The organism is Pedobacter sp. Hv1, assembly GCF_001412215.1.
In the GTDB taxonomy this organism is placed as follows: Bacteria; Bacteroidota; Bacteroidia; order Sphingobacteriales; family Sphingobacteriaceae; genus Pedobacter.
In genome coordinates this window covers 333,693-357,465 of record NZ_LLWP01000009.1, presented here as the reverse complement: position 1 = coordinate 357,465, position 23,773 = coordinate 333,693, and the positions used below count along the sequence as shown (strand labels likewise).

Sequence of the window (23,773 nt, the reverse complement as noted above, 5' to 3'; positions counted from 1 at the left end):
TATCAAGTATCAAGACAGATTTTGTGAGATTTGAGAGATGAGATGTGAGACAGGAGATGTGAGATGCTAGATATGAGTTATAAGGCAGAATGCATTTAATGAACAAGGATAAAAAAGCATTGGTTACAAATTGATAGTTTTAGTTCTACACCTCCAAACTATTCCCCATTCTCTATTTACTATTTCCCATTTCCTATTAACTATTTCCTATTCCCTACCTACTATTCCCCACCAATCTAATTCCCCTCTGCCAAATAAGCTGCAATGGCAATTTTAATTTCACCGAATGCATAAGATTTGCCCAAGTGTTCGCGAAGATCATTTAGCCTAATCGATTTTAACTTAACTATGGTTGCCGTAATCTCTGCCAATCTTTTAGCCGGAACCAATTCACTAGCTTCTATCTCTTGTTTCGCTACAAAATGTGCCAAATGACCTTCTATGGTACTTTGGGTTATTTTTCGCTCTTTCGCAATTTCGGCCAATGTTTTGCCCTCTTTAAATAGAACAAGCGTAACCTCTTTGGTATCTATTTTGGGTAATGCGGCACTTTTAGCCTTCTTAGCAGCTTTTGGCCTACTATAAAATTCATCTGCCGAGGGGTTGAATTCTTCTTTGTTTGGCAGTGTATAGGCTTGTTTAACCTGTTCCTCTCTTTTGGCACTCTGGTATAAAGCCAGCACTTCTTCTTTGGTTAATTCTACTCCTTTATTTGCAGCAGCAAGCATGGCCTTTGCCTTGCGTATTTTTTTAAACTGCTCGTAAAACATGGCTTCCATATCAATAAGTTCGGCCAAGTATTCTTTCGTCTGTTTTTCTGTTTTCACAACTTCAATAAGCTCAAAAATACTATTGCTCATTTGTTCCAATTGTGGATTAAAGTACCCTTCTGCAGCTTCGGTTCTTTCTAACAATAAAGCTAAACTTTCGGTATCTCCAGCAATAAACAACCGTTCTATTTGCTTCAAAAACTTATCTGCATTTACCTTTAATGACATTAAATCTTGTTGCAACTTAACTGCCCATTTTAAATGAGTTTGTTTATTCGAGCGTTTTTCATCCTTGGTATAACTAAAAACATGCTCGAAAACATAATTATCAAGTATCGTAAAACTAAAACTTTGCAAAAGTGAATGTTTTAAAAAAGCATCGCTTTCCTTTTTAATTTGGATGCCTAAGTCTTCCTGTTCTTCTTTGGTTCTTGCAAAATAGGTTACATTCTGGTCTTGTCTAATCCCTCTATTGGAAATTAACGATGTCAATATCAAACCATCGAGCGAACGCAATCTAGAAAGTGCTACATAGATCTGTCCTGGGGCAAAGGCATCTCCAATATCAATAATTGCTTTATCAAAGGTTAAACCTTGGCTTTTGTGTACCGTAATTGCCCAGGCCAATTTTAGTGGAAATTGGGTAAAAGTCCCAGCAATTTCTTCTTCTATTTCGTTGGTGGTTTTGTTGGTGGTATATTTGATATTTTTCCAAGTATATTTTTCTATCACCAAGCTTTGCCTCCTACCATCAGCTTGTACTTCAATTACATCGTTACTTAGTTTAGTTACAACTGCTATCTTTCCATTAAAAAAGCGTTGTTCGCCAGTTGGATCATTTTTAATGAACATTACCTGAGCACCAACTTTTAGCTCCAACCTTTTCTCTGCCGGATAAGCACTCTCACTAAATTCCTTTTCTACAACAGCTCCATAATAATAAGACTTGCCCTTTAGCTCATTTAAACTGTTTTTATTGAGTGTATCTGCTTTGCTATTGTGCGTAGTAAGTGTAATGTAATTGTCGGTTAATTCAGGTTGGTAGTTTGCTCTGTAATAGGTTTTAAGCAAAGCCATATCCTGTTCGGTAACTTGGTTATTGCGTAAGTTATTTAACAAATGGATAAATGTTTCATCTGCCTGACGATAGATTTTTTCCAGTTCGATGTATACCGGTCTACTTCTTTCAAGCGCCAAAGCATCAAAAAAGAAGGCACTCTTATAAAAAGAACTGAGCAAGTTCCATTCTGTATTTTTTACAACTGGTGGCAACTGATGCAAATCGCCAATAAACAACAGCTGTACACCACCAAAACTAGCATTGTTTTTACGGATATAGCGCAATACCATATCAATTGCATCTAACAGGTCAGCCCTGAGCATACTCACTTCATCAATAATCAATAACTCCAGATCAAGCAGGATACGGCGCTTGGTGGCATTCATGTTTAAATGTTTGATGATAGATTTTGGGGTATGGTAATGCTGATACTCTGTAACTGTAGTGGTTGGTGCTACTTTGGGTAAAAAAGTGCCAAAGGGCAATTGAAAAAGCGAGTGAATGGTTACCCCAGCTGCATTGATAGCTGCGATACCTGTAGGTGCAACAATAACTGCCTTTTTATGTGTTAACGAAATTAGGTTACGCAAAAATGTAGTCTTACCCGTGCCCGCCTTTCCGGTTAAGAAAATATGTCTTGATGTTAAATTGATAAATTTAGCAGCAAGTTGGGCGGGGTGTAGTTCTTCTGATGGTTGTAACATGGTATGTCTAAATCACGGGCAACTTAATATACGGCTTTCGTCTTGTACTCCTTATACTTATGATAAAAATATAGTTTGAACAAAAAGAAATTGCGTATTACTTATCGATTCTTCTTTATAAGCAAATAGCCTGCAAAATTAGGGTATTTAAATTTGTTTTCTTCGTTATGTTAAATAATGTTATTTAGTGTTAAATAATTCAACTAAATTTTTAGTATTAAAATTTTAGTTTTATATTGGCTCCACCAAACAAACCTCTTAAATGAAACAATTTTACCTTGCACTACTGCTGTCTTTAGGCCTTAGCAGTGGGCTTTTTGCACAAAATCCTTATCAAATTAAAGGTATTGTTGCAGATACTACCAGTAGCAGCCGACTACACAACGCAACCATTAGCATTTTAAATGCAAAAGACTCAACGCTCTATAAGTTTACACGTGCAGCAGCCAATGGAACATTCTCCATTCCGACTATGAAAAAAGGCAATTTTATCTTATTGCTTACCTATCCAAATTATGTGGATTATGTAGCTCCATTTGCTTTAGATTCTGCCAATCTTAGTGTAGATTTTAAAGTAATTAGCATGAACTCTAAAGCGCAATTATTAAATGAGATTATTGTTAAGGGTAAAGCTGCAGCCATCAAAATTAAAGGAGATACTACGGAGTTTAATGCTGCTAGTTATACCATACAGCCCAATGATAAGGTAGAGGATTTATTAAAAAAACTTCCTGGTATACAAGTAGACAAGGATGGAAAGATTACTGCCCAAGGAAAAACAGTGCCTAAAGTACTGGTAGATGGAGAAGAGTTTTTTGGCGATGACCCTACGCTTGTAACCAAAAATTTGAGGGCAGATATGGTTGATAAAGTTCAATTATTTGAAAAAAAGAGCGATCAAGCGGCTTTTACAGGTGTGGATGATGGACAAAACACGCAAACCATTAATATCAAACTAAAGGAAGATAAAAAGAACGGTTATTTCGGGAAAGTTGATGCAGGCATTGGATCTGATGGTTTTTACCAAGGCCAGGCGATGTTCAATAAGTTTAAGGCCAAGCAAAAATTCTCCCTTTATGGTACCACAAGTAACACCAATAAAACAGGGCTTGCATGGGGCGATAGTGATAGGTTTGGCGGCGGCGGAGGTGATATGCAATTTATAGACGGAGGAATGATGGTCTCTTTTGGAGGTGGCGGTGATGAAATGGAATCGTGGGGTGGTCAATATGATGGCGAAGGCATACCTAGAGCAAATAACGGAGGTGCCCATTACGATACCAAATGGAACAAAGACAAAGAATCGATCAATGTAAACTATAAAATTGGTTCATTAAGTGTAAAAGCAAATAAAAACACCATCAACCAAAATACTTTACCAGAAAGAATGCTCAATACCAACGAAGATAAGCTTACCGACAATTACATGTTTAGACAGAAGGTTGATGCCACTTATCAGATTAAATTAGATACCACCTCTAATTTAAAGATCATGATTGATGGAACTCTAAAGAACAACGAAACATCGAGTAATTTCAATAGCATTGCAACACGGGGCGATAACAGCTTGAGTAATAAATCAACTAGAGACCTAAGCAACAACGGTGATGAACAAACTTTTAATATTTCGGCTTTTTATACCAAAAAGCTAAAAAAAGCTGGGAGAAATTATTCGATTAAGATTGCTCAAATGGTAAATGAGAAAGATAACGAAGGTTATTTAAAAGCCAAAAACGAATTTTTCAGCCCTATCGGACAATTGGATAGTATTAAAAATACAGACCAATTTAAGCTCAACAAACTAAGATCTAATTCGTTTAGTTCGAACATTACCTATGCAGAACCTTTTAGTAAAAAACTTTCACTATTATTAAATTACGGCTTTGGTTTAAATAACAGCAATGCCGATAAACGTTCTTATAATACCTCTGCACCTGGCAAATACGACCTCTTAGACCCACTGTTTAGTAATGATTTTGAGGCTACACAAATTACCAATCAAGGAGGTGCTGTATTTAACTACAAAAGCAATAAAACGACGTTAAACTGGGGTACAAAGATCAATGCCGTTAGTTTCGATCAATCTGAAGCTTATTCCAATACTCGATACAAAAGAAGTTTCCTAAATTGGATTCCGCAGGCAAGTTATCAATACAGGATGTCGCAACAAAAATCGTTAAGGTTAAATTATTATGGTTACACTTCGCAGCCTAGCCTAACACAATTGCAACCTGTTAGAGTAAACGACGACCCATTGAACATCACATTGGGTAATACAGACCTGAAACCCTCTTACAGTAGTAGTTTTAGTATCAGTTACAACTCTTATAAAGTACTAACCAACCAATCCATTTATATTAGTGGTAGTTATGGCTTTGTAAACAATCAGATTATCAATAATACCATTACCGATGATGCGGGCAAAACCATATCGCAATCTATCAACCTAAGAGACAAGACACCTGTCAACTATAATCTGTTTGTAGATTTGGGTAGAAAAATAAACGTTCTTGATACTTATTTTGGTCTGAATTTCAGCATGAACGGAAGTACCAATTATAGTTATATCAATAGCAAACTCAATGAAACCAACACCAATAATTATTCGGCTAGTATTAACCTAAGCAAATCAAAAGAGAAGAAATACGAAATTCAATTTTATGGAGGTCCGAGTTATAGAACACAAAACTTATCGTTACGCCAAAATTCAAATAACGATGGGTGGAGTTTTCGAGGTAGTGGATCATTCGCTATTTTCTTCCCTGGCAAAATACAATTAAAATCAGATGCCCAATACACCTATAATGGAAAAACGCAATCGCTCAACAGCAGCTTTAGCCAAGTGATCTGGAACTCTAGCCTTACTAAAAGCTTCTTTAAAGGAGAAAATCTGAAAATGAGCATTACTGGAAACGATCTTTTGAACCAAAACAGAGGCTTTGACAGAAATGCTTCTGAAAACATGATTACACAAACAAGCTATAGCACAATTAGGCGCTATTTTATGTACTCAATTACATGGGATTTTAACAAAATGGGTGGCGTATCTAAAAACTAAATAGACATGAAATTAAATCAAATTATAATTACCTGTTTGCTGTTGTGTACAATACAAACAGTAATTGCCCAAAATGCCCGCTTTGCAACACAGGGTGTTATTCAATACGAGAAAAGGGTGAATATGTACGCATTGATCAAAAAACAGATCAATACACGTAACGAAAGCTACATGAAACCCATGTTTGAGAATTACCAAAAGAACCAACCTCAATTTAAAAGCTTAAAAAGTACCTTAACTTTCAGCAAGGAGCAAACGTTATTTAAGCCCATTGAAAGCGACGGCCCACCTAATACCATGTGGGGAGATGATTTTGGAGCCTCTACACAAAATAATATCATTTTCACGAACACTGAAGTTGGCACCAGCATTAGCCAGAAAAAAGTATATGAGGAAACCTATTTAGTGAAAGATAGTACCCGAAAAATTAATTGGAAAATAACCAACGAAATTAGAAATATTGCTGGCTACGATTGCCGTAGGGCAAATGCAGTGATTATGGACTCTGTTTATGTGGTTGCATTTTATACCGATCAAATTCCCATTTCTGGCGGACCAGAATCATTTACAGGCCTACCAGGGATGATATTGGGCGTAGCCTTACCTTACGAACATGTAACCTGGTTTGCTACCTCGGTATTAGACCAGCCTGTAACGGACGATAAATTAAAGGCACCTGTAAAAGGCAAACCTGTTAACAATAAACAATTGATCACCACCTTAAAAGCTGCTTTGAAAGATTGGGGCGAATACGCACAAGATGCACTCAAAGGTTTTTTACTCTAAACAATAAAAATGCAAAAAGAAAGCCCCGGTTAATTAACTGGGGCTTTCTTTTTGATTGATATAGAGATTAGTTAACCAATAACTTATAACCTTTTCCATGTACATTTAAGATCTCTACTTTCGGATCTTCTCTAAGATATTTGCGCAGCTTGCTTAAAAAAACATCCATGCTTCTGCCATTAAAATAGTTATCGTCATGCCAAATGCTCAATAGCGCTTCTTCTCTGGTTAAAACCGTATTCTTTTTTAAACACAACAACTGTAAAAGCTCAGCTTCTTTAGTAGACAACTTTTGTTGTTTCCCGTTAAAATGGATCAACTGTGTAGTATAGTCAAAATTATATTTACCAATTTCAAACTGGGTTTGTTCTGGCTCATTTACTGGATTTTCTTTGGTGGCTACTCTTTTCAGTAAAGCATTGATACGTAACAACAGCTCTTCAATACGAAAAGGCTTTGTAATGTAATCGTCTCCACCTAAATCATAGGCTAGTGCTTTATCTTCCATCATGGCCTTTGCAGTAGCAAAAATAATGGGCACATGCTGATTTATTTTCCTAATTTCTTTACCAAGCGTAAACCCATCTTTTTTGGGCATCATTACATCTAAAATACAAAGATCGAAGCTCTGCTTAGAAAAGGCTTTCAAACCTTCCTCACCGTCAATACTCAATACAACATCAAACTTGCCTTTTAGCTGCAAGTAATCCTGCAATAACAACCCTAAGTTGGGATCGTCTTCTACCAGTAAAATTTTCTTCATTTGTGTTTTAATTAGTTGTTTTGTTTAAACGGTATGGTGACCTCAAATGTTGTACCCTTATCTTTTTCACTCTGCACTTTCACACTCCCATTCATCTGGCTAACAATATCTTGCACATAGTTCAATCCTAATCCAAAACCTTTTACATCATGTAGGTTACCAGTTGGCACCCTGTAAAACTGATCGAAAATACGTTTGGTTTGGTCTTTTGTAAGCCCAATACCTTCATCGCTAACTTCTATACAAAGATTTTTAGTGGTATTTTTTGTACTGATTATTATTTTTGGAGCGTCTAAACTATATTTATTTGCATTGTCTATGAGGTTATAAATTACATTAGACAAATGTAACTCATCGCCCATAATGATCTCTTGTTCAGCATTGAGGTTAAGGGTAATGTCTGCATTTTTTTTCTGCAATTGCAAACTCATGCTATCTACTACAGCTGTGATCAGGTCGTTAATGTTAACAGGGTTATGCTCTAAATTAATTTCCTTTTTATCCAATCTGGCCACACTTAGCACCCGCTCAATGTGATTGCCCAAACGTACATTTTCGTCGTAGATAATTCCTGCCAAACGATTGATCCTGCTTTTATCTTCAACAATTTCTGGATCTTTTAAAGCTTCACTCGCAATCATGATGGTAGCCACGGGTGTTTTAAACTCATGAGTCATGTTATTGATGAAGTCAGTTTTCATTTCAGACAATTTCTTTTGTCTGATAATGGCATAGATGGTATAAGTAAAGATAAAGATCAGCACCAACAATAAAGCTGCTGATGAGGCCATGGTAGCAAATATATTGTCTAGCAACAAAGAATTTTTTTGAGGGAAATACACAAATAGAATACCTGGGTCTCTAATGATATCTTTATTAAATAGTGTAAAACCATAGGTATTCTTTGGCAATACATCATTCGTAATATGAGATACATTCTTATATAACACAGAATCTTTCTTCGCCAATTTTACCCAAAAATCGTAATCGAGGTTAATTCCTTTATTCAGCAATTCTCTTTTAATAAGTGTATCCAATTTATCTCTACTTGGTATCCGATCTGCCAATGGCACATCTTTATCAGCCATTTCTTTAGCTGCAGCCTGAAAAACACTTACACTCCCATCATCTAATAATCGAGCGGTATCCGCATTCAGATCGTTCAAGGCCTGCGTATATCTTCTTTTGGCAATGGCGTCTTCAATTTTAAACTTCTTAGCCAATGTACTGTCTACTGTTGGCACAGAAACAGCCAAGGGCATAGCATCTCTAGGGTCTTGTACCAGGTATCTGATACTATCTGGCAAACTTGATGGTGATAGGTTAAAAGTTTTTGCCCTATTCGGATCATAACTCAAATAGGTAGTTCTGATTAGATTGCCGTTTTTATCCTTGATATCTCTGGTAATCAACGATACTCCCGAATGTAAAAGATTAGGCAAGTTATTGTATTCTTCTTCAGAGAGAATAACACCATCGCCAAAGTTCATTTTAACCAGCTTATCCTGATAATTAAGGGCCTCTACAATTTGACGGAAGTTCTCTTGTTTCCTTTTCTCTTCTTCTTCTTTAAATCTATCTCTTAAATCTACATACTCTTGGGCTCGGTCTAGATCATTTTGCCTTTTTTTTAATTTAAAATCTAAGTCTTTTTTACCAATATGATCTACGGCATTTAGGGCCTGAACTTTATTTACCACAGCACTTAATGCCTGGTTTACGTTTTGTTCAAACAGCTTAGAATTTAGCTTATAAGATTCCCTGATGTAATACAATTGCATTACAAATACACCTAGCAATGCAAAGGTCATTAGGGCCGTGATTAACCAAAGGCTTCTTTTTTTCATTTTACCTATCCAAAAATAAATGATTAATGAGCAAGTTATTTGGTTTTAACACTTTTTAACACAATATAAACCAATCAATTAAATAACAAAAAAGCCATTCCGATGATCGGAATGGCTTTGATTTATAAATTTGTTTTCCTTAAAAGACTACTTAAAACGGTAGATCATCCTCTTCACCTGCTGGTGCATTCAAATCTACTGGAGCAGCATATTGTGGAGCTGCCGCTGCACCTGCTGTATTTGTTAATGCAGTTAAACGCCAAACTACTAAACTATTAAAATATGAAGTTACTCCTTCTTTGTTTGTCCACGGGCGACCGCGTAAATTGAAAGAAACTTCTACCTCATCACCTGCTTTTAACGTATCGAACAAAGCTGTTTTATCTTGTAAAGCTTCAAACCTGATATATTCAGGATAAGTAGGGTTTTCTGCGTATTCTATAATTAAATCACGTTTTTTAAACGTTTCACTTACTTGTTGTAACGCACCGATTTCGTGCACCTTGCCTTTAATTTCCATTTCAATACTTATAATTATACTATCAAACCAAATCTCTCAATTTTTATTGAGAAATCTGCAATCATTCACATCAAGTTTTCCACACCCAAGAGAGTTAATTAATTATATCGTAAAGAAATTATTATCGTTTCAATTATGGATAATCCATTTTCAAACTAAATCTCTTTTTTTATTGGTAACTTTGCCATTGATATGATGCAAGTTTTCCAAACCAAAAGCAAGGTAATTATTACCTGCAACAAAAGGCTTTCTAGCTACTTACAAGATGAAGTTACCGCTTTAGGCTACGATATTGTAAGGGCTTTCCCCACAGGTGTTGAATTAAATATCACTTTAACCGAGTGTATTAAGCTCAACCTCAATTTAAGATGTGCTAGTCAGATTTTATATTGCATCAATAGTTTTAAAGCCAACACACCAGATGAGCTTTATACTGCTTTGGTTGCTATGGAATGGGAAGAATTGATCGATTTTTCGGGTTACTTCTCTGTAACCTCTAATGTAGATAACCCAACTATTACTACCCCACTTTTTGCCAACTTAAAGGTAAAAGATGCTATTGTAGATCGTATTAAGGACAAAAAGGGTATCCGCCCGAATTCTGGTGCAGATGCCAATAAAACAGTAGTTCACTTGTATTGGAAAGATGATGAAGCTGATGTATTTTTAGATACCAGTGGCGAAACTCTTGCTAAACATGGTTACCGCAAAATTCCTGGAAAAGCACCAATGTTAGAAGCTTTAGCTACCAGCGTAATTTTGTCTACACAATGGGACCAAAAATCTCCATTTGTTAACCCCATGTGTGGTTCTGGAACATTAGCCATTGAAGCGGCCTTGTTGGCCACCAACCGCAGACCGGGTTTATTTAGAATGAATTATGGTTTTATGCACATTATGGGCTATGATGAAGAAGTATTTTTTGCAGAGCGAAGAATATTAAAAGATCAAGTAGTTAAAAATATTGATTTTCAGATCATTGCAACAGACATTTCTGAAGATGCTGTTGATGTAAGTCGCAAAAATGCCAAAACTGCCGGTGTAGATACATTAATTACTTTTGAAGTTTGTGATTTTGAAGAAACACAGGTTCCAGAAGGTGGCAAAGGTGTAGTGGTGTTTAATCCAGAGTATGGCGAACGTTTAGGGGTACACTCTAAACTAGAATTGACTTACAAGCGCATTGGCGATTTTATGAAAAAACAATGCAAGGGCTATTTTGGATATATTTTTACAGGTAATCCAGACCTAGCCAAAAAAATTGGCTTAAGGGCCGATAAAAAAATAGAATTCTATAACGGAAAGCTCGATTGCCGGATGTTAGAGTACGAATTGTATGATGGCACAAGGAGGGCTGAAGAAGATAGGCCAAAGCCCAAACTAGATTAAATTGCTAAAAACAGAAATTAACTAAAACTGTTGGCCCTTCTTTTGCGTTTATAGCTTCATAATTAACCTATTGATTCTATGAAAGATCAGTTAAAAGAGGAAATGAAAGTTGTGGCAGGCAACATTAGAAAGATCAGAGAATTCAGGAACTATACCCAAGATTATTTAGCCGCTAAATTAGAGATCTCTCAAAATGCATACAGCAAAATAGAATTAAGCTATAGTAAGCTTACTTTAGACAGGCTTTTTCACATCGCCCTTATTTTAGATGTAAAAGTAACCCAGCTACTTTATTTTGACCAAGCGCTTTTTAAAAAATAAAGACGCTTCGCTGAACAACTTTTCAACATTCAACCGTTTACATTTAAATTCGCGATAACTTGCGGGCATAGAATATTTTTATGCAAAAAATCATCGATCAAACCATCAACTTTGTTAAAATTACTTTGGCCAATGCAGAAACTGGACACGACTGGTTTCATATAGAACGCGTATATAAAACTGCCCAAGCCATTAATGCCATAGAAAAGGGTGATGAACTTATTGTAGCATTGGCGGCCTTATTACATGATATTGCCGATAGCAAGTTTAACAATGGCGATGAAGAAATAGGCCCACAAAAAGCTGGAGCATTTATGGAAAGCATTGGCTTAGCTCCCGATATAATTTTGCATGTACAAGAAATCATTAGAAATCTCTCTTACAAAGCAAGTTTAGGCCACATTACATTTGCCTCTAAAGAATTAGACATTGTGCAAGATGCCGATAGACTAGATGCCATCGGTGCCATAGGCATTGCCAGAGCTTTTACTTATGGTGGTTATAAAAATAGGGTATTGTATGATCCTGCAATTCAACCAAACCTGAATATGAGCAAGGAGGAGTATAAAAATACAACTGCCCCAACTATTAATCATTTCTACGAAAAACTCCTGTTGCTAAAAGATTTGATGAAAACCGATGCAGGTAAAACAATAGCTGCACAACGCCACCAATTTATGTTGGACTATTTGGATCAGTTTTATGGAGAATGGGAAGGCAAAAAGTAAGTCAAAATCTTCTTTCTAAAGTCCTATAGAGTAGTTCATCCTCCTATTTAATTTAACATTTACTTAACTTATAAATTGTAAATTAGCTTTATGAAGTTAAGCGTCCTTGTTCTGATCACTGCACTAGCCGTTGGCCTTTCTATTGGCTTGGTTAACTACCACTTTCAGGGTAGTTGGTATTACCTTTTAATCTCTTTTGGGATTTCTTTTGTAACCAGTTTTTTGGTTTTCTATTACCTGTTAGAAAAATATATCTACACCAAAATTAAATTGATCTACAAGCTGATCCATAACCTTAAACTGGGTAAAGATTTAAAAGAAGCTTTAGGAGAATATGTAAGTTCTGACCCTATTAATGATGTAGAACAAGAGGTAAAAGAATGGGCCGGTGCCAAAAAGAAGGAAATTGACCTATTAAAAAAACAGGAACAATTTAGACGAGAGTTTCTTTCAAACGTTTCTCACGAATTTAAGACTCCACTTTTTGCCATTCAAGGCTATATAGAAACTCTGCAAGATTGTATGGTTGACGATCCGGAAATGGCTATGAAATTTCTAAAGAAGGCCGAAAACAATGTGGAGCGTTTAAGCTACCTGATTAACGATTTAGATTCGATATCTAAATTAGAAACAGGAGAAATTCCGATCAATTTTGAGAAGTTTGACTTTGTGATCTTGGCCAAAGAGGTGATGGAGAATTTGGAAGATAGGGCATTGACCCACCAAATTAAACTCTCTTTTAAAGAAAAATACACTGCACCCACCATTGTCTTTGCCGATAGAGAAAAAATCCGTCAGGTGATGATCAACCTGATCCAAAACTCTATTAAATATGGTAATCAGAATGGATCTACCGCTATTAAGATTTTTGAGCTGCACGATCAGTTTTTAATTGAGGTAACCGATGATGGAATTGGGATTGAGGAAAAACATTTAACCAGGTTGTTTGAGCGTTTTTACAGAATAGATTCACATCGTTCACGTCAAGAAGGCGGTACTGGTTTAGGTCTGGCCATTGTAAAACATATCTTAGAAGCGCACCAACAGACCATTTCTGTACGCAGTACACCAAACATAGGCACCACCTTTGCATTTACCTTGCAAAAAGGCAGTTAGTAATAATTTCTCTTAAAATAGTTGAAAGAGTTAACATTAACTTAACATACTAACTTTAGATTTGCATCATATTTAATTTAATATGAATAGCATTTTTAGCTTCTTTACACCTAAAGACAAGAAATTTCAACCACTGTTTGAACAAGCAGGTGCAAATGTTTTAAAAATTTCTGAAGCCTTATTGGTGGTGGTTACCACCAATGACATGGAAAAAAGAAAAGAAGCCATTAAGGAAGTTGAACGCCTTGAACATGTTGGAGACGACATTACCCACACGATCTTTATCGAATTAAGTAAAAACTTTATCACGCCATTTGACAGAGAGGATATTCACTCTTTGGCTAGTGCTATTGATGACATTGCTGATTATATCCATGCTTCTGCTGGCAACATCGAATTGTACAATGTAACCAATATTGGCGATGCCATGGTTAAACTGGCCGAATTGCTTGTTGAAATGTGTGCCGATTTAGAAAAAGCAATTAAAGAATTACGAAGCTTTAAAAATATCCGCGTTATTGCTGATGCCTGTGTAAGAATTAACAGTGCAGAAAACCAAGCTGATTACGTTTGTAATTTAGCCATTGCACGTTTGTTTGAATTTGAAACCAACGCAATAGAATTGATTAAACAAAAAGAGATTTTACAAACTTTAGAAATTGCAACAGACAAATGTGAAGATGCAGCTAACGTACTAGAGTCTATTTTGGTTAAAAACGCTTAAGAAAACATGACTCTAACCCTCCTTTTGGTAATCATTGTATTAGCCCTAATTTTCGATTATATTAATGGCTTTCATGATGCTGCAAATGCAATCGCTACTATTGTTGCCACTAAAGTATTAACGCCTTTCCAAGCAGTAGTTTGGGCGGCATTCTTTAACTTTTTAGCCTATTGGGTTTTTGGTTTTGGTGTTGCAGATACCGTTGCAAAAACAGCCAATACCATGGAAATCAACCTGGTGGTAATATTGGCAGGGGTTATTGCCGCAATTATCTGGAATTTATTTACCTGGTGGTTTGGTATCCCTTCAAGCTCATCGCATACGCTAATTGGTGGTTTTGCTGGTGCAGCTATTGCCCATGCGGGTATCAATGTGGTAAACTGGTATAAAGAAGGTAAAGCTGGCGAAATGCCAACAGGTGTATTGGTTATTGTTGGTTTTATTGTATTAGCGCCATTTATTGGGGCTATTGTTTCTTATTTTATCTCTATTTGGCTACTGCATTCTTCTAAAAAAAGTATCTGGCCAAAGTTGTTTACCCTAACTTTAATGATCTGTACCATTTGGTTCATCAGCAATCAGATGTTAATGTACAGCGAAATTAAAAAACCACGTTTCGACTCTCATTTTTACAGTGTAATTTTCGAATCTCATAATATCAAATGGCTTTTAGTAGGCTTTATTATCCTATCTATTAGTTTCTTCTGCTTAATTTTTAGCAGCTTAAACCAAACTCAATCTACTGCTTGGTTAAGAAAAATGCAATTGTTATCATCGGCCTCATTTAGCTTAGGCCATGGCGGTAACGACTCGCAAAAGGTAATGGGTATCATTGCCGCGGCAGTGGTGGTTTATATCCACACTAGTGGTGTTGCCATGACCGAGCTACCTGCTTGGTTGCATGTTGCGCTCCCATCTAAAGGGCCAAACGGCGAAGAAATTGCAGGACACATGCCACCATGGATTCCATTGGCTTGTTATAGCGCAATTGCTGCCGGAACCTTAAGTGGTGGATGGAAAATTGTAAAAACAATGGGTTCAAAAATAACCAAAGTAACCCCATTTGAAGGTGTAACCGCAGAAACTGCTGGTGCATTAACTTTATATTTTACTGAGCACTTAAAAATTCCTGTAAGTACTACACATACCATTACTGGTTCAATTATTGGTTCTGGCTTAACTAAAGGTGTTTCTGCAGTAAAATGGGGTGTAACCGTTAAACTGATCTGGGCATGGGTATTAACCATTCCGGTATCTGCTTTATTGGCTGCCTTGATCTACTATTTATTGAGTGTTTTCATTCACTAAAAATTAATCTAGTGCTTTCATCTGCGCTGCAACCTTTTTAGAATCTGCATCATCACTTGCACTTAAATTGGCTACAATATTTGTTCGGTTAGTTGCCGAATGATTCTGGCTCAATTTAAAAACATTGTGGATATTTTCGACCTTGATTTCGAAGCCTACAATGGCCTTCAAATGCTGATCAATATAAGCAGCATCCATTTTATGGAATGACGCTGGGCTATTAACCGCATCTTCATATTGATCGGTTAACTGCATGATCACTGTTCGGGTTTCATCACTGTTCATTAACCTGATTTTGCCTTTGGCCTGTACCGAGCTATAGTTCCAAGTAGACGCAACTGCTGGATTTTCGTAAACAGCGGCACTAACATAAGCATGAGCACCCGTAAAAAGGGCCATTACATTTTCATTTTTGGCATAGGCGAGGTGATGATCGGTTTTCCTCATGATATGGCCAACAATGCGCATTCCTGCTTCATCTTGGCAAACCTGAACAGGAACTTGTGTAGCTACAGGATAAGCCCCATCAAAACCTATCAAAGTAATAAAGGGATGGGCTTGCATAAATGCCAAAACTTTATCGGCATCTTTTTCTTCAAATTGAGAACTTTTATACATCAGAATGAATTATAACATGGAAGAACTGCTTTTAAGGCAGTTTAGAACCTGACATTAACATTAACTTGCGATGGGCTTTTTGCAGGCACTACCCAATTTGGTCCGTCTTTAATTAAACGAATGGCTTCGTCATTTTTGAGCTTGGTTAATGTGCCAACTACCTTTATGTCAACTGGCCGCCCTTTTGCATTCACGGTAAAACTCAACTGCACAACTTTACCTGTTGTGGCCTTATTGTTCAATAATTTATTGTTGTTGAGCAAATATTGTTCAAACTTATCCCAACCTTCTACTGGATTTGGTGTAAGCGTTGATCTAATTGAACCCGATAAAGCTGGAGTAACTACTTTCTTTTTGGCTTCGCCATAACCTGTAACCACAACTTCGCTTAAAACATGCTCATCTTGCTGCAAAGCCACATTCACTTGTTCGTTTGCTTTGATCTCTACTTCTCTTTGTTTAAAGCCCAAGTAACCTATAGCCAATTTTTGATTGCTAAGGTTGCTATCTATGTTTAAAACAAATTCGCCCTTTGTGTTTGTATTGGTTACTTGATTACTTCCTCTTAATTTAACCGAGGCTCCAATTATAGGTGCACCACCTTCGTCAGTCACCTTTCCAGTTACTTGAGCCAAGTTTTTGGCAATAGCCAACCCTGCCACCTTCCCATTAAGCGCTCTTGACACTTGAGCAGGTGCGGCTGCAATTACTGCACTTGGGCTTTCTTTTGCTATAAGACTACTTTCGTCGGCTTTTCTATCTAAAGTTGGTGCTGCAGCCACCACAGATTGGACTTCCCTATTTTCAACCGCTTTTGGTTTTTTAATATTGGCCAAAGTATTGGTTTTAGAATCTGCTAATGCTTTATCTATTGCTGCCTCGGCTGGCGGTGTTACCTTAACCTCTGGATTACTTTTAACGGCTTCTGGAGCAATACTCACATCCACATTTTTAGGTTGCCCTGCCAATACCTCTCTACGTTTGCTTTCTTTCATCCAAAACAACAAACTTACCGTAACAAATAAAACAGCTGCTGTTGCAGCAATGCTTAAACGTTGGGCTGTAATGCGCCATCTTTTCTGTTCTACAGGTTTTTGGGCAACACGCTCTTGCAATTGTTTTTGTAATAAAGACAAAGATTGGCTTCTTCGCGGCGATTGGCTTAGACCAGCCAGTGCTTCGGCCACAAAAGGATCTTCCAATGAAAGTTTCTCAACCTGGTGCATAGCTTTGGCATCAAGTTTACCATCAAGGTAATCTTCCAATACTTCTATATCTAACCACTCGTTATAACTCACTGTTCTTCTCGATACAAATTTTTAAATTCCTTTTCCCATTTTGGATATAACTCTTTACTTTGAGCATATCAAAGCCTGTTAATTCGGCAACTTCCTTATAACATTTCTCCTGCAAATAAAACAAATCTACACTTTTACGTTGTTCTTCTGGCAAGGTTTCCATGCACTTTTCCATCACACTAAGCTGCGTTTCTTTTGTATCATCAATATCTAGATGCACAAAATCGGCATTTTCCACAAAGTTATCTTCCATGGCTACCGTTGGATTTTTTGCAGCTTTGCGCAACGCCATTAAACAATGGTTTCTAGACAATACGTGCAACCAGCTTTTAAAGTTCTGAACTTCGTGAACCTTTAGCTTAACCACCAGCTCTTCAAAGATCTGCATTACCGCATCTTTACTCTGCTCTTCGTCTTTGAAATAATTTAAACAAACCCCAAACACCAAATGCATGTATTTATTGTAGAGTGTACCCAATACCTCCAAGTTACCACTTTCTTTATAAGTGGCAATTAGCGAGGAATCATCCTGCTCATTTATTCGGGCGGTATTTTTAATAAACTTCAAATCGGCTTGTCGGCTAAATCTAGTCAAGTATAAAAAATATTTTCGGATAAGGGTGTGGAAATCTGATAAACCTTACATCCATATTAAAAATCAGAACTCATGAAGAAATTATCATTTGCCTTTTTGGCCTTGTTCCTTTTTATCGGATTTAAAGCTGTCAATTTTAAAACCATTAGTGGTTCGGTATCCGACCTATCGGATGGATCTCCAATTGCAACAGCCATTTTAAAAAGTTTACCCAGCAAAACTGTGGCTAAAACCAACTTATCAGGCAGGTTCAATTTTAAAATACCACAAACTGATACTGCACTAGTCGTTTCTTATGTAGGCTACCAAACCAAAATCATTAATTTAAATAAGGGCAATGTATTAAAGATAGAACTACTTGCCAATAACAATTATTTAAAAGAAGTGGTAATCATGGCCCATGGAAAGGAGCAAAAACAAAAACGGATGATGGATTCCCCTATTTCGGAGGCATTGAGGATCCCTATCACCACTTCATTAGCAGGCAGGGTTCCGGGTATATACCAAGAAGATAGAAATACAGAAAGTTACAGCTCAATTAGTGAAAACGGTTTTAAAGATCCTTTAAAAGATGCACTCTCTACTTTTTCAATTGATGTAGATGCGGCATCTTATAGCAATGTACGCAGGTTCATCAACAATGGCTCATTACCGCCAAAAGATGCCGTTCGCATTGAAGAGATGATCAATTATTTCGATTACAACTATGCACAACCTACTGGCAAAGACCCTATCAACATCGTAACCGAGTTAGCTCCAGCACCATGGAACCCACAACACCGATTGGTGCAAATTGGATTAAAAGCCAAAACAATTGCTACCGATAATCTCCCAGCATCTAACCTTGTATTTCTTATTGATGTATCTGGTTCCATGAGCAGTGCCAATAAATTACCTTTATTGGTTTCATCGTTCAAACTGTTAACAGATCAGCTCCGTGCCAAAGACAAGGTGGCCATTGTGGTGTATGCAGGTCAATCTGGTTTAGTATTACCCTCAACCCCTGGCGATGCCAAAACAAGCATTAAAGATGCCTTGAGTAAATTAAGTGCAGGTGGTTCAACTGCGGGTGGAGCAGGTTTACAATTGGCTTATAAAGTAGCCGCCGAAAATTTTATAGTTGGAGGTAACAACCGCATTATTTTAGCTACAGATGGCGATTTTAATGTGGGAATTAGCAGTGACGATGAAATGCAACGCCTGATTGAACAAAAACGCAAAAGCGGGATTTATTTAACGGTATTAGGTTATGGAATGGGCAATTACAAGGATAGTAAAATGGAAATTTTAGCCGATAAAGGAAACGGAAACTATGCTTATATCGATAACATTAACGAAGCCAGAAAAGTATTGGTAAATGAGTTTGGTGGCACTTTATTTACCGTTGCCAAAGATGTGAAATTACAGGTAGAATTTAATCCGGCCAAAGTACAGGCCTACCGATTAATTGGTTACGAAAATAGGCTATTAAAGGACGAAGATTTTAATGATGACAAAAAAGATGCTGGAGAAATGGGCTCTGGCCATACGGTAACCGCCTTGTATGAAATTATTCCAACTGGAATAAAGAGCAGTTTTGCATCTAAAGTTGATGATTTAAAATATCAAAAACCTACCCAAACCCCTATCACCTACGAGGGTAATGAAATGTTGACCGTTAAAATTCGTTATAAATTACCAGACCAAGAGAGCAGTAAAAAAATGCAGTTAGCCATTAACGACAACCCTAAAACCAATACCAGCGATAATTTTAGATTTGTAGCAGCCCTTGCCGAATTTGGCATGTTGTTACGTCAATCAGACTTTAAACAAAATAGTAGTTTTGAACAGGTGATTTCTTTAGCCGAGGGCGCCATGGGGAAAGACAAAGAAGGCTACCGATCTGAATTTTTAAAATTGGCTAAATCTACTCGATTAATGGCAAAAGATTTGCTTACTATTGCCAATAGAAATGAGGTGACATCGCCTATTAAAATCAAATAGGGTATTGATGGTTTCATCTGTTTCTTTAACTTAACTAAAATAGAAAAGATGAAGAAGATCGGTTTATATTTCTCGGCAGTGTGTATCATTTGCCTCAGTAGTTGCGATGTGCAGAGCCAAAACAAAATTGGAAGTATTTTAAAACAAATCCCAACTGGGGGCACACCTACCACACTAGAAATTGGGCAAGGGATTAAGCAGGCGCTAGAGATTGGTACTTCGCAAGGAGCCGACAAACTTTCTGCAAAAGATGGGTTCTTTGGAAACTTGGCAGTTAAGATTCTTTTCCCCACAGAAGCACAAAAGGTAGAAAAAACACTACGTAGTGTGGGCCTAAATTCGCTTGCCGACAATGTAATTTTGAGTATCAATAGAGCAGCAGAGGATGCAGCCAAAGAAGCAAAGCCGATTTTTATTGCCGCCATTAAACAAATGACGATAGCCGATGCCACAAATATCTTATTGGGCAATAAAGATTCTGCAACCGAATATTTTAAAAGAGTAACTACCGCCCAACTTCTAGAAAAATTTAGACCTGTAATTACCAGCAGTTTGAGCAAGGTAGGTGCTACCAAATATTGGGGCGATGCTGCCTTGGCTTATAATAAAATACCGTTAGTTAAGCCTATCAATACAGATTTATCTGCTTATGTTGCCCAAAAAGCCATTGATGGGATGTTTGTACAAGTGGCACAAGAAGAATTAAAGATAAGAGACAACATTGGAGCCCGCTCTACGGGCTTGCTGCAAAAGGTATTCGGTTATGCCGACACTAAAAAATAGTTAACAAAAATGTGGATTTGTGGATAAATTTTTATCTAATTAAAACTAAAGATTTCCTAGCTTGTTCTAACAAAAAAGAGCTACAAAATCTAGATAAAAAAGTCCTGTGAGCGGGTAATCCACGAAGGGCAGGCACACCATAAATCGACCAGTAAAAACTGTTGTTCAACAAAAAGCTTCCTAAAAATTTGGGAAGCTTTTTGTTTTTAAAAGGCGACATCTCCATAAACCAAATCCAAAATTTGTAACGCTCAAGCTTTGCTTTATCTTTGCTAAATGCCAGGCCAACACATCCCAGTTCATTCGCTAAAAGACATCAACAAAATTGGGATAGAAATACGCCATTTGGAAGCGATCAAAGACGTTGACGAAGATATTTATGGACCACATCGTGATGACCATTATTTATTCTTCTTTCAACAAGAAGGATTTAGCCAAATTATGGTCGATTTTAAGGAAATAACAGGTATTGGCGAATGGTTGTTTTTTATTTTACCAGGCCAGGTGCATCAAGTACTCACTACCCACAATTGCAAGGGATGGTTCTTGGCAGTAGCAGCAGAGTACATCAATGAAACTTATCGAACTGTTTTTGAAGAGCAGCTAATTGGTCAACAGCCCATTACCCCAGATCGTGAAATTGCAGCCCACTTAAACCAGAGCTTTTCTTTACTAGAAGGGATTTGTAAGCAAGCTATCGATCTTAAATTCCAATCCCAAATTACCCGCTCCTCAATTGACACTACCATTGGTTTTTTTGCAGCAGCTTACCTCACAATTGAAAATGGGCAACAACAACAGGAGCTGCGCCCAACCATCATTACCCGACAATTCAGACAACTCCTACACCAAAACTTTAGCGCTATAAAAAGCCCTGCGGCGTATGCCAGCTTATTAAATATTTCTCCGGCCTACTTAAATGAAGCGGTTAAGCAAAATACTGGCTTTGCTGTAAGTTATTGGATCCATCAAGAAATTACCTTAGAAGCCAAACGCTTACTCTATTATACGAGCAATACTGTAAAAGAAATTGCGAATGCTTTGGGCTATACAGATCATGCTTATTTCTCTAGGCTTTTTAGCAAAGTTGTAGGACAATCTCCCATCCAGTTCAGAAAAGATTACCACGAATAGTCCAACACTTCCTTTATTTTAACTATTGTTTCTCGCTCGCTTTGTTACGTGCTTTGTGTATCAAATTTTAACGACGATGACAATTAAAAACAAAGTCATTTCTTTATTAGAAAATGCATTTGGCAAATCTGGAAAAGTATTAGAAGTAAGGGCATGGAACCCCGCTACTTTTTTTGAAGTAGATGTGCATTTTCCCGACATGAAAATGGAGAAATGGGATAAAGTACAACATATCAAAGTAAGGGTTGCCGAAGGTGTTTATAGAGATTACACCCCTGCCTGTTGGGATGTAGAAACCAGTACCTGTACACTTTTTATCGATGCGCAGCATGAAGGAATAGGAAGCAAGTGGGTAAGCAGCTTAAAAAAAGGAGATTCAATTGTATATGTAGGTGTAGGGCCTACCTTGCACCAGCCTACCACCAGTGGCAGCATGATTAGTTTAGGAGACATGAGTAGCATTGGTCATTATTTGGCCCTGCAACAATTGGCAAAAGAACAACCCATTTCAGGTGCAATTGCCATTGCAAATGAACACCATCGTCGTGAGTTTAAGGAGTATCTGGATTGGAATATTGGCGCCATAGCCCAGCAAGATTTTGGTGGCTACTCTGCGCTAGTCAACTGGGTAGAAACAAATAATTTAGCCACATCGACTATTTATATTGCCGGACATATTCCAACTTGTGTGCAATTGCGCAAAAGGATTAAACAAATGCATACACAACCTAAGCGCATTAAAGTTCAAGGGTTTTGGCAATAGTTGTTGGTCGGGATTAAAAATCCAGACAAAGGATACTGGCTCTGCTTTTCAAGCCATTTGCTTTTGGCTTTAATTTGAGGTACTTTTATACAGTATTTTACAATAACAACTTTGGATTTTAAAGATTTTAATTTTAACCCAGAACTTTTAGAAGGTTTATTAGCAATGGGTTTTCGTAACGCTACGCCGATACAACAACAGGCCATTCCGCTAATTTTAGCTCAAAAAGATTTGATAGCTTGTGCACAAACAGGAACTGGTAAAACTGGGGCCTATTTGTTGCCGATTATGAATATGCTTACCGAAAACAACGATAGGCACAATACCACTTTGATTCTTGCACCAACCAGAGAACTTGCCCAGCAAATAGATTTACAGGTTGAGGCACTTTCTTATTTTACCAATATCAGTTCTTTAACGGTTTATGGTGGAGGTGATGGAGTAGCTTATGAACAACAAAAGCGATCGATGCGTGAAGGGGTAGATATTATTATTGCTACACCGGGTAGGTTGATTGCACACCTTTCGTCGGGCGTGCTCAAAATGGACAAATTACATTACTTGGTTTTAGACGAGGCAGACAGGATGTTGGACATGGGTTTTTATGATGACATTATGAAAATTGTGGGTTATTTACCGAAAGAGCGACAAACGGTAATGTTCTCGGCAACTATGCCTCCAAAGATCAGAACTCTCGCATCTAAACTTTTAAATCATCCTGAATCAATAAATATTGCCATTTCTAAACCTGCTGCCGGCATCAATCAACAGGCTTATTTTGTACATGATAGTCAGAAGGTAAAATTACTGACTGAAGTAATGAAACATGCCGATTATAAAAGCATTATCGTTTTTGCCTCTACAAAAGATAAAGTAAAAGAATTGGGCAAGGTTTTTAGCCGTTTAGGCTTTAAAGCAGAGGCTTTCCACTCAGATTTGGGGCAGAAAGAACGAGAGGCCATTATGCTCGACTTCAAGAACAAACGGATCCCTGTGTTAATTGGTACGGATGTTTTAAGTAGAGGAATTGATGTTGAGGGAATTAGTTTGGTGATCAATTATGATGTACCTCATGATCCTGAAGATTACATTCACCGAATTGGAAGAACAGCAAGGGCCGAAACTACAGGCACGGCTATTACCTTAGTAAACGCAAAAGACAAACGCAAATTTGCCAATATAGAGAAGTTAATTGAGCGTGAAATAGACCGCATTCCTTTACCCGAGCATTTGGGAGAAGCACCTAAAGACGAGCCATTGGCTGAGAAGAAACCTTATGTAAAGAAAAAGAAGTTTTTTAAAAAGAAACCTAAGGCGAGTAGTTAGTAGGAAGTATATAATAAAAAGTATTTAGTAGTTAGTATATCGTATTAAGATAGCCAGATTTTAAGGAATAGTTGGTTATTCGTAATTCCTTAATATTGGTTGGCATTTACAATCTCCATTTATTTAGGAATTGTCATCCATGTTGGTCGGGATTTGCAATCTCGACCTTGCCTAAGTGG

The 23,773-nt window shown here is 37.3% G+C and carries 20 protein-coding genes; 13 read left to right on the top strand and 7 right to left on the bottom strand.

Annotated elements, in window-relative coordinates:
* Positions 1–236: 236 nt before the first annotated feature.
* Positions 237–2,534, bottom strand: coding sequence for a helix-turn-helix domain-containing protein (locus tag AQF98_RS17745; protein WP_055133305.1), 2,298 nt, complete (start codon positions 2,532–2,534; stop codon positions 237–239).
* A 262-nt stretch (positions 2,535–2,796) separates the two neighbouring features.
* On the opposite strand from AQF98_RS17745, the gene AQF98_RS17740 reads away from it, so the two are divergent.
* Both AQF98_RS17740 and AQF98_RS17735 read left to right on the top strand, forming a co-directional pair.
* A complete protein-coding gene (locus tag AQF98_RS17740; RefSeq protein ID WP_055133304.1) occupies positions 2,797–5,592 on the top strand; it encodes an outer membrane beta-barrel protein in 2,796 nt (931 codons plus the stop codon).
* Positions 5,593–5,598: 6 nt separating this feature from the next.
* Positions 5,599–6,378: a GLPGLI family protein gene (locus tag AQF98_RS17735; RefSeq protein ID WP_055133303.1), complete on the top strand. Its 780-nt coding sequence runs from the start codon at positions 5,599–5,601 to the stop codon at positions 6,376–6,378.
* Positions 6,379–6,445: 67 nt separating this feature from the next.
* Here the strand turns inward: AQF98_RS17735 and AQF98_RS17730 are convergent, their stop codons facing one another.
* The 3 genes from AQF98_RS17730 to AQF98_RS17720 form a co-directional block, all read right to left on the bottom strand.
* Positions 6,446–7,141: a response regulator transcription factor gene (locus AQF98_RS17730; RefSeq protein ID WP_055133302.1), complete on the bottom strand. Its 696-nt coding sequence runs from the start codon at positions 7,139–7,141 to the stop codon at positions 6,446–6,448.
* An 11-nt stretch (positions 7,142–7,152) separates the two neighbouring features.
* Positions 7,153–8,988: a sensor histidine kinase KdpD gene (locus tag AQF98_RS17725; protein ID WP_055133301.1), complete on the bottom strand. Its 1,836-nt coding sequence runs from the start codon at positions 8,986–8,988 to the stop codon at positions 7,153–7,155.
* A 151-nt stretch (positions 8,989–9,139) separates the two neighbouring features.
* Positions 9,140–9,508: a DUF3127 domain-containing protein gene (locus tag AQF98_RS17720; RefSeq protein WP_055133300.1), complete on the bottom strand. Its 369-nt coding sequence runs from the start codon at positions 9,506–9,508 to the stop codon at positions 9,140–9,142.
* Between the two features lie 195 nt (positions 9,509–9,703).
* On the opposite strand from AQF98_RS17720, the gene AQF98_RS17715 reads away from it, so the two are divergent.
* The 6 genes from AQF98_RS17715 (at position 9,704) to AQF98_RS17690 (ending at position 15,094) form a co-directional block, all read left to right on the top strand.
* A complete protein-coding gene (locus AQF98_RS17715; protein ID WP_055133556.1) occupies positions 9,704–10,897 on the top strand; it encodes a class I SAM-dependent RNA methyltransferase in 1,194 nt (397 codons plus the stop codon).
* A 78-nt stretch (positions 10,898–10,975) separates the two neighbouring features.
* Positions 10,976–11,218: a helix-turn-helix domain-containing protein gene (locus AQF98_RS17710; protein ID WP_055133299.1), complete on the top strand. Its 243-nt coding sequence runs from the start codon at positions 10,976–10,978 to the stop codon at positions 11,216–11,218.
* Between the two features lie 80 nt (positions 11,219–11,298).
* Complete coding sequence (locus AQF98_RS17705; protein WP_055133298.1) at positions 11,299–11,946, top strand: HD domain-containing protein; 648 nt, start codon at positions 11,299–11,301, stop codon at positions 11,944–11,946.
* Positions 11,947–12,036: 90 nt separating this feature from the next.
* Positions 12,037–13,062, top strand: a complete 1,026-nt coding sequence (locus AQF98_RS17700) for a cell wall metabolism sensor histidine kinase WalK (protein ID WP_055133297.1) — start codon at positions 12,037–12,039, stop codon at positions 13,060–13,062.
* An 82-nt stretch (positions 13,063–13,144) separates the two neighbouring features.
* Positions 13,145–13,786, top strand: coding sequence for a DUF47 domain-containing protein (locus tag AQF98_RS17695; RefSeq protein WP_055133296.1), 642 nt, complete (start codon positions 13,145–13,147; stop codon positions 13,784–13,786).
* A 6-nt stretch (positions 13,787–13,792) separates the two neighbouring features.
* Positions 13,793–15,094 (top strand): inorganic phosphate transporter, encoded by a 1,302-nt coding sequence (locus AQF98_RS17690; protein WP_055133295.1) that lies wholly within the window; start codon positions 13,793–13,795, stop codon positions 15,092–15,094.
* Positions 15,095–15,097: 3 nt separating this feature from the next.
* Here AQF98_RS17690 and AQF98_RS17685 read toward each other — a convergent pair whose 3' ends face one another.
* Genes AQF98_RS17685 through AQF98_RS17675 form a run of 3 tightly spaced genes read right to left on the bottom strand, consistent with a single transcriptional unit; the run spans position 15,098 to position 17,578 of the window.
* A complete protein-coding gene (locus AQF98_RS17685; protein WP_055133294.1) occupies positions 15,098–15,712 on the bottom strand; it encodes an FMN-binding negative transcriptional regulator in 615 nt (204 codons plus the stop codon).
* Between the two features lie 41 nt (positions 15,713–15,753).
* Complete coding sequence (locus AQF98_RS17680) at positions 15,754–17,010, bottom strand: carboxypeptidase-like regulatory domain-containing protein (RefSeq protein ID WP_055133293.1); 1,257 nt, start codon at positions 17,008–17,010, stop codon at positions 15,754–15,756.
* The gene (locus tag AQF98_RS17675; RefSeq protein ID WP_055133555.1) at positions 17,000–17,578 is read right to left on the bottom strand and encodes an RNA polymerase sigma factor; all 579 of its coding nucleotides are present in this window, start codon (positions 17,576–17,578) and stop codon (positions 17,000–17,002) included. Before AQF98_RS17675 ends, AQF98_RS17680 begins: the two co-directional genes overlap by 11 nt.
* 99 nt (positions 17,579–17,677) lie before the next feature.
* Here AQF98_RS17675 and AQF98_RS17670 point away from each other — a divergent pair, with 99 nt between their 5' ends.
* The 5 genes from AQF98_RS17670 to AQF98_RS17645 all read left to right on the top strand — a co-directional run bounded on the left by AQF98_RS17670 (position 17,678) and on the right by AQF98_RS17645 (position 23,594).
* Positions 17,678–19,588 (top strand): VWA domain-containing protein, encoded by a 1,911-nt coding sequence (locus tag AQF98_RS17670; RefSeq protein WP_055133292.1) that lies wholly within the window; start codon positions 17,678–17,680, stop codon positions 19,586–19,588.
* A 48-nt stretch (positions 19,589–19,636) separates the two neighbouring features.
* Positions 19,637–20,371 carry a DUF4197 domain-containing protein gene (locus tag AQF98_RS17665; protein WP_055133291.1) on the top strand — a complete coding sequence of 245 codons (735 nt, stop codon included), beginning with the start codon at positions 19,637–19,639 and terminating at the stop codon, positions 20,369–20,371.
* 276 nt (positions 20,372–20,647) lie between these two features.
* Positions 20,648–21,505 carry a helix-turn-helix domain-containing protein gene (locus tag AQF98_RS17655; protein WP_055133289.1) on the top strand — a complete coding sequence of 286 codons (858 nt, stop codon included), beginning with the start codon at positions 20,648–20,650 and terminating at the stop codon, positions 21,503–21,505.
* A gap of 76 nt (positions 21,506–21,581) precedes the next feature.
* A complete protein-coding gene (locus AQF98_RS17650; protein ID WP_055133288.1) occupies positions 21,582–22,268 on the top strand; it encodes a hypothetical protein in 687 nt (228 codons plus the stop codon).
* A gap of 111 nt (positions 22,269–22,379) precedes the next feature.
* Complete coding sequence (locus tag AQF98_RS17645; RefSeq protein ID WP_055133287.1) at positions 22,380–23,594, top strand: DEAD/DEAH box helicase; 1,215 nt, start codon at positions 22,380–22,382, stop codon at positions 23,592–23,594.
* The last annotated feature ends 179 nt before the right edge of the window (positions 23,595–23,773 follow it).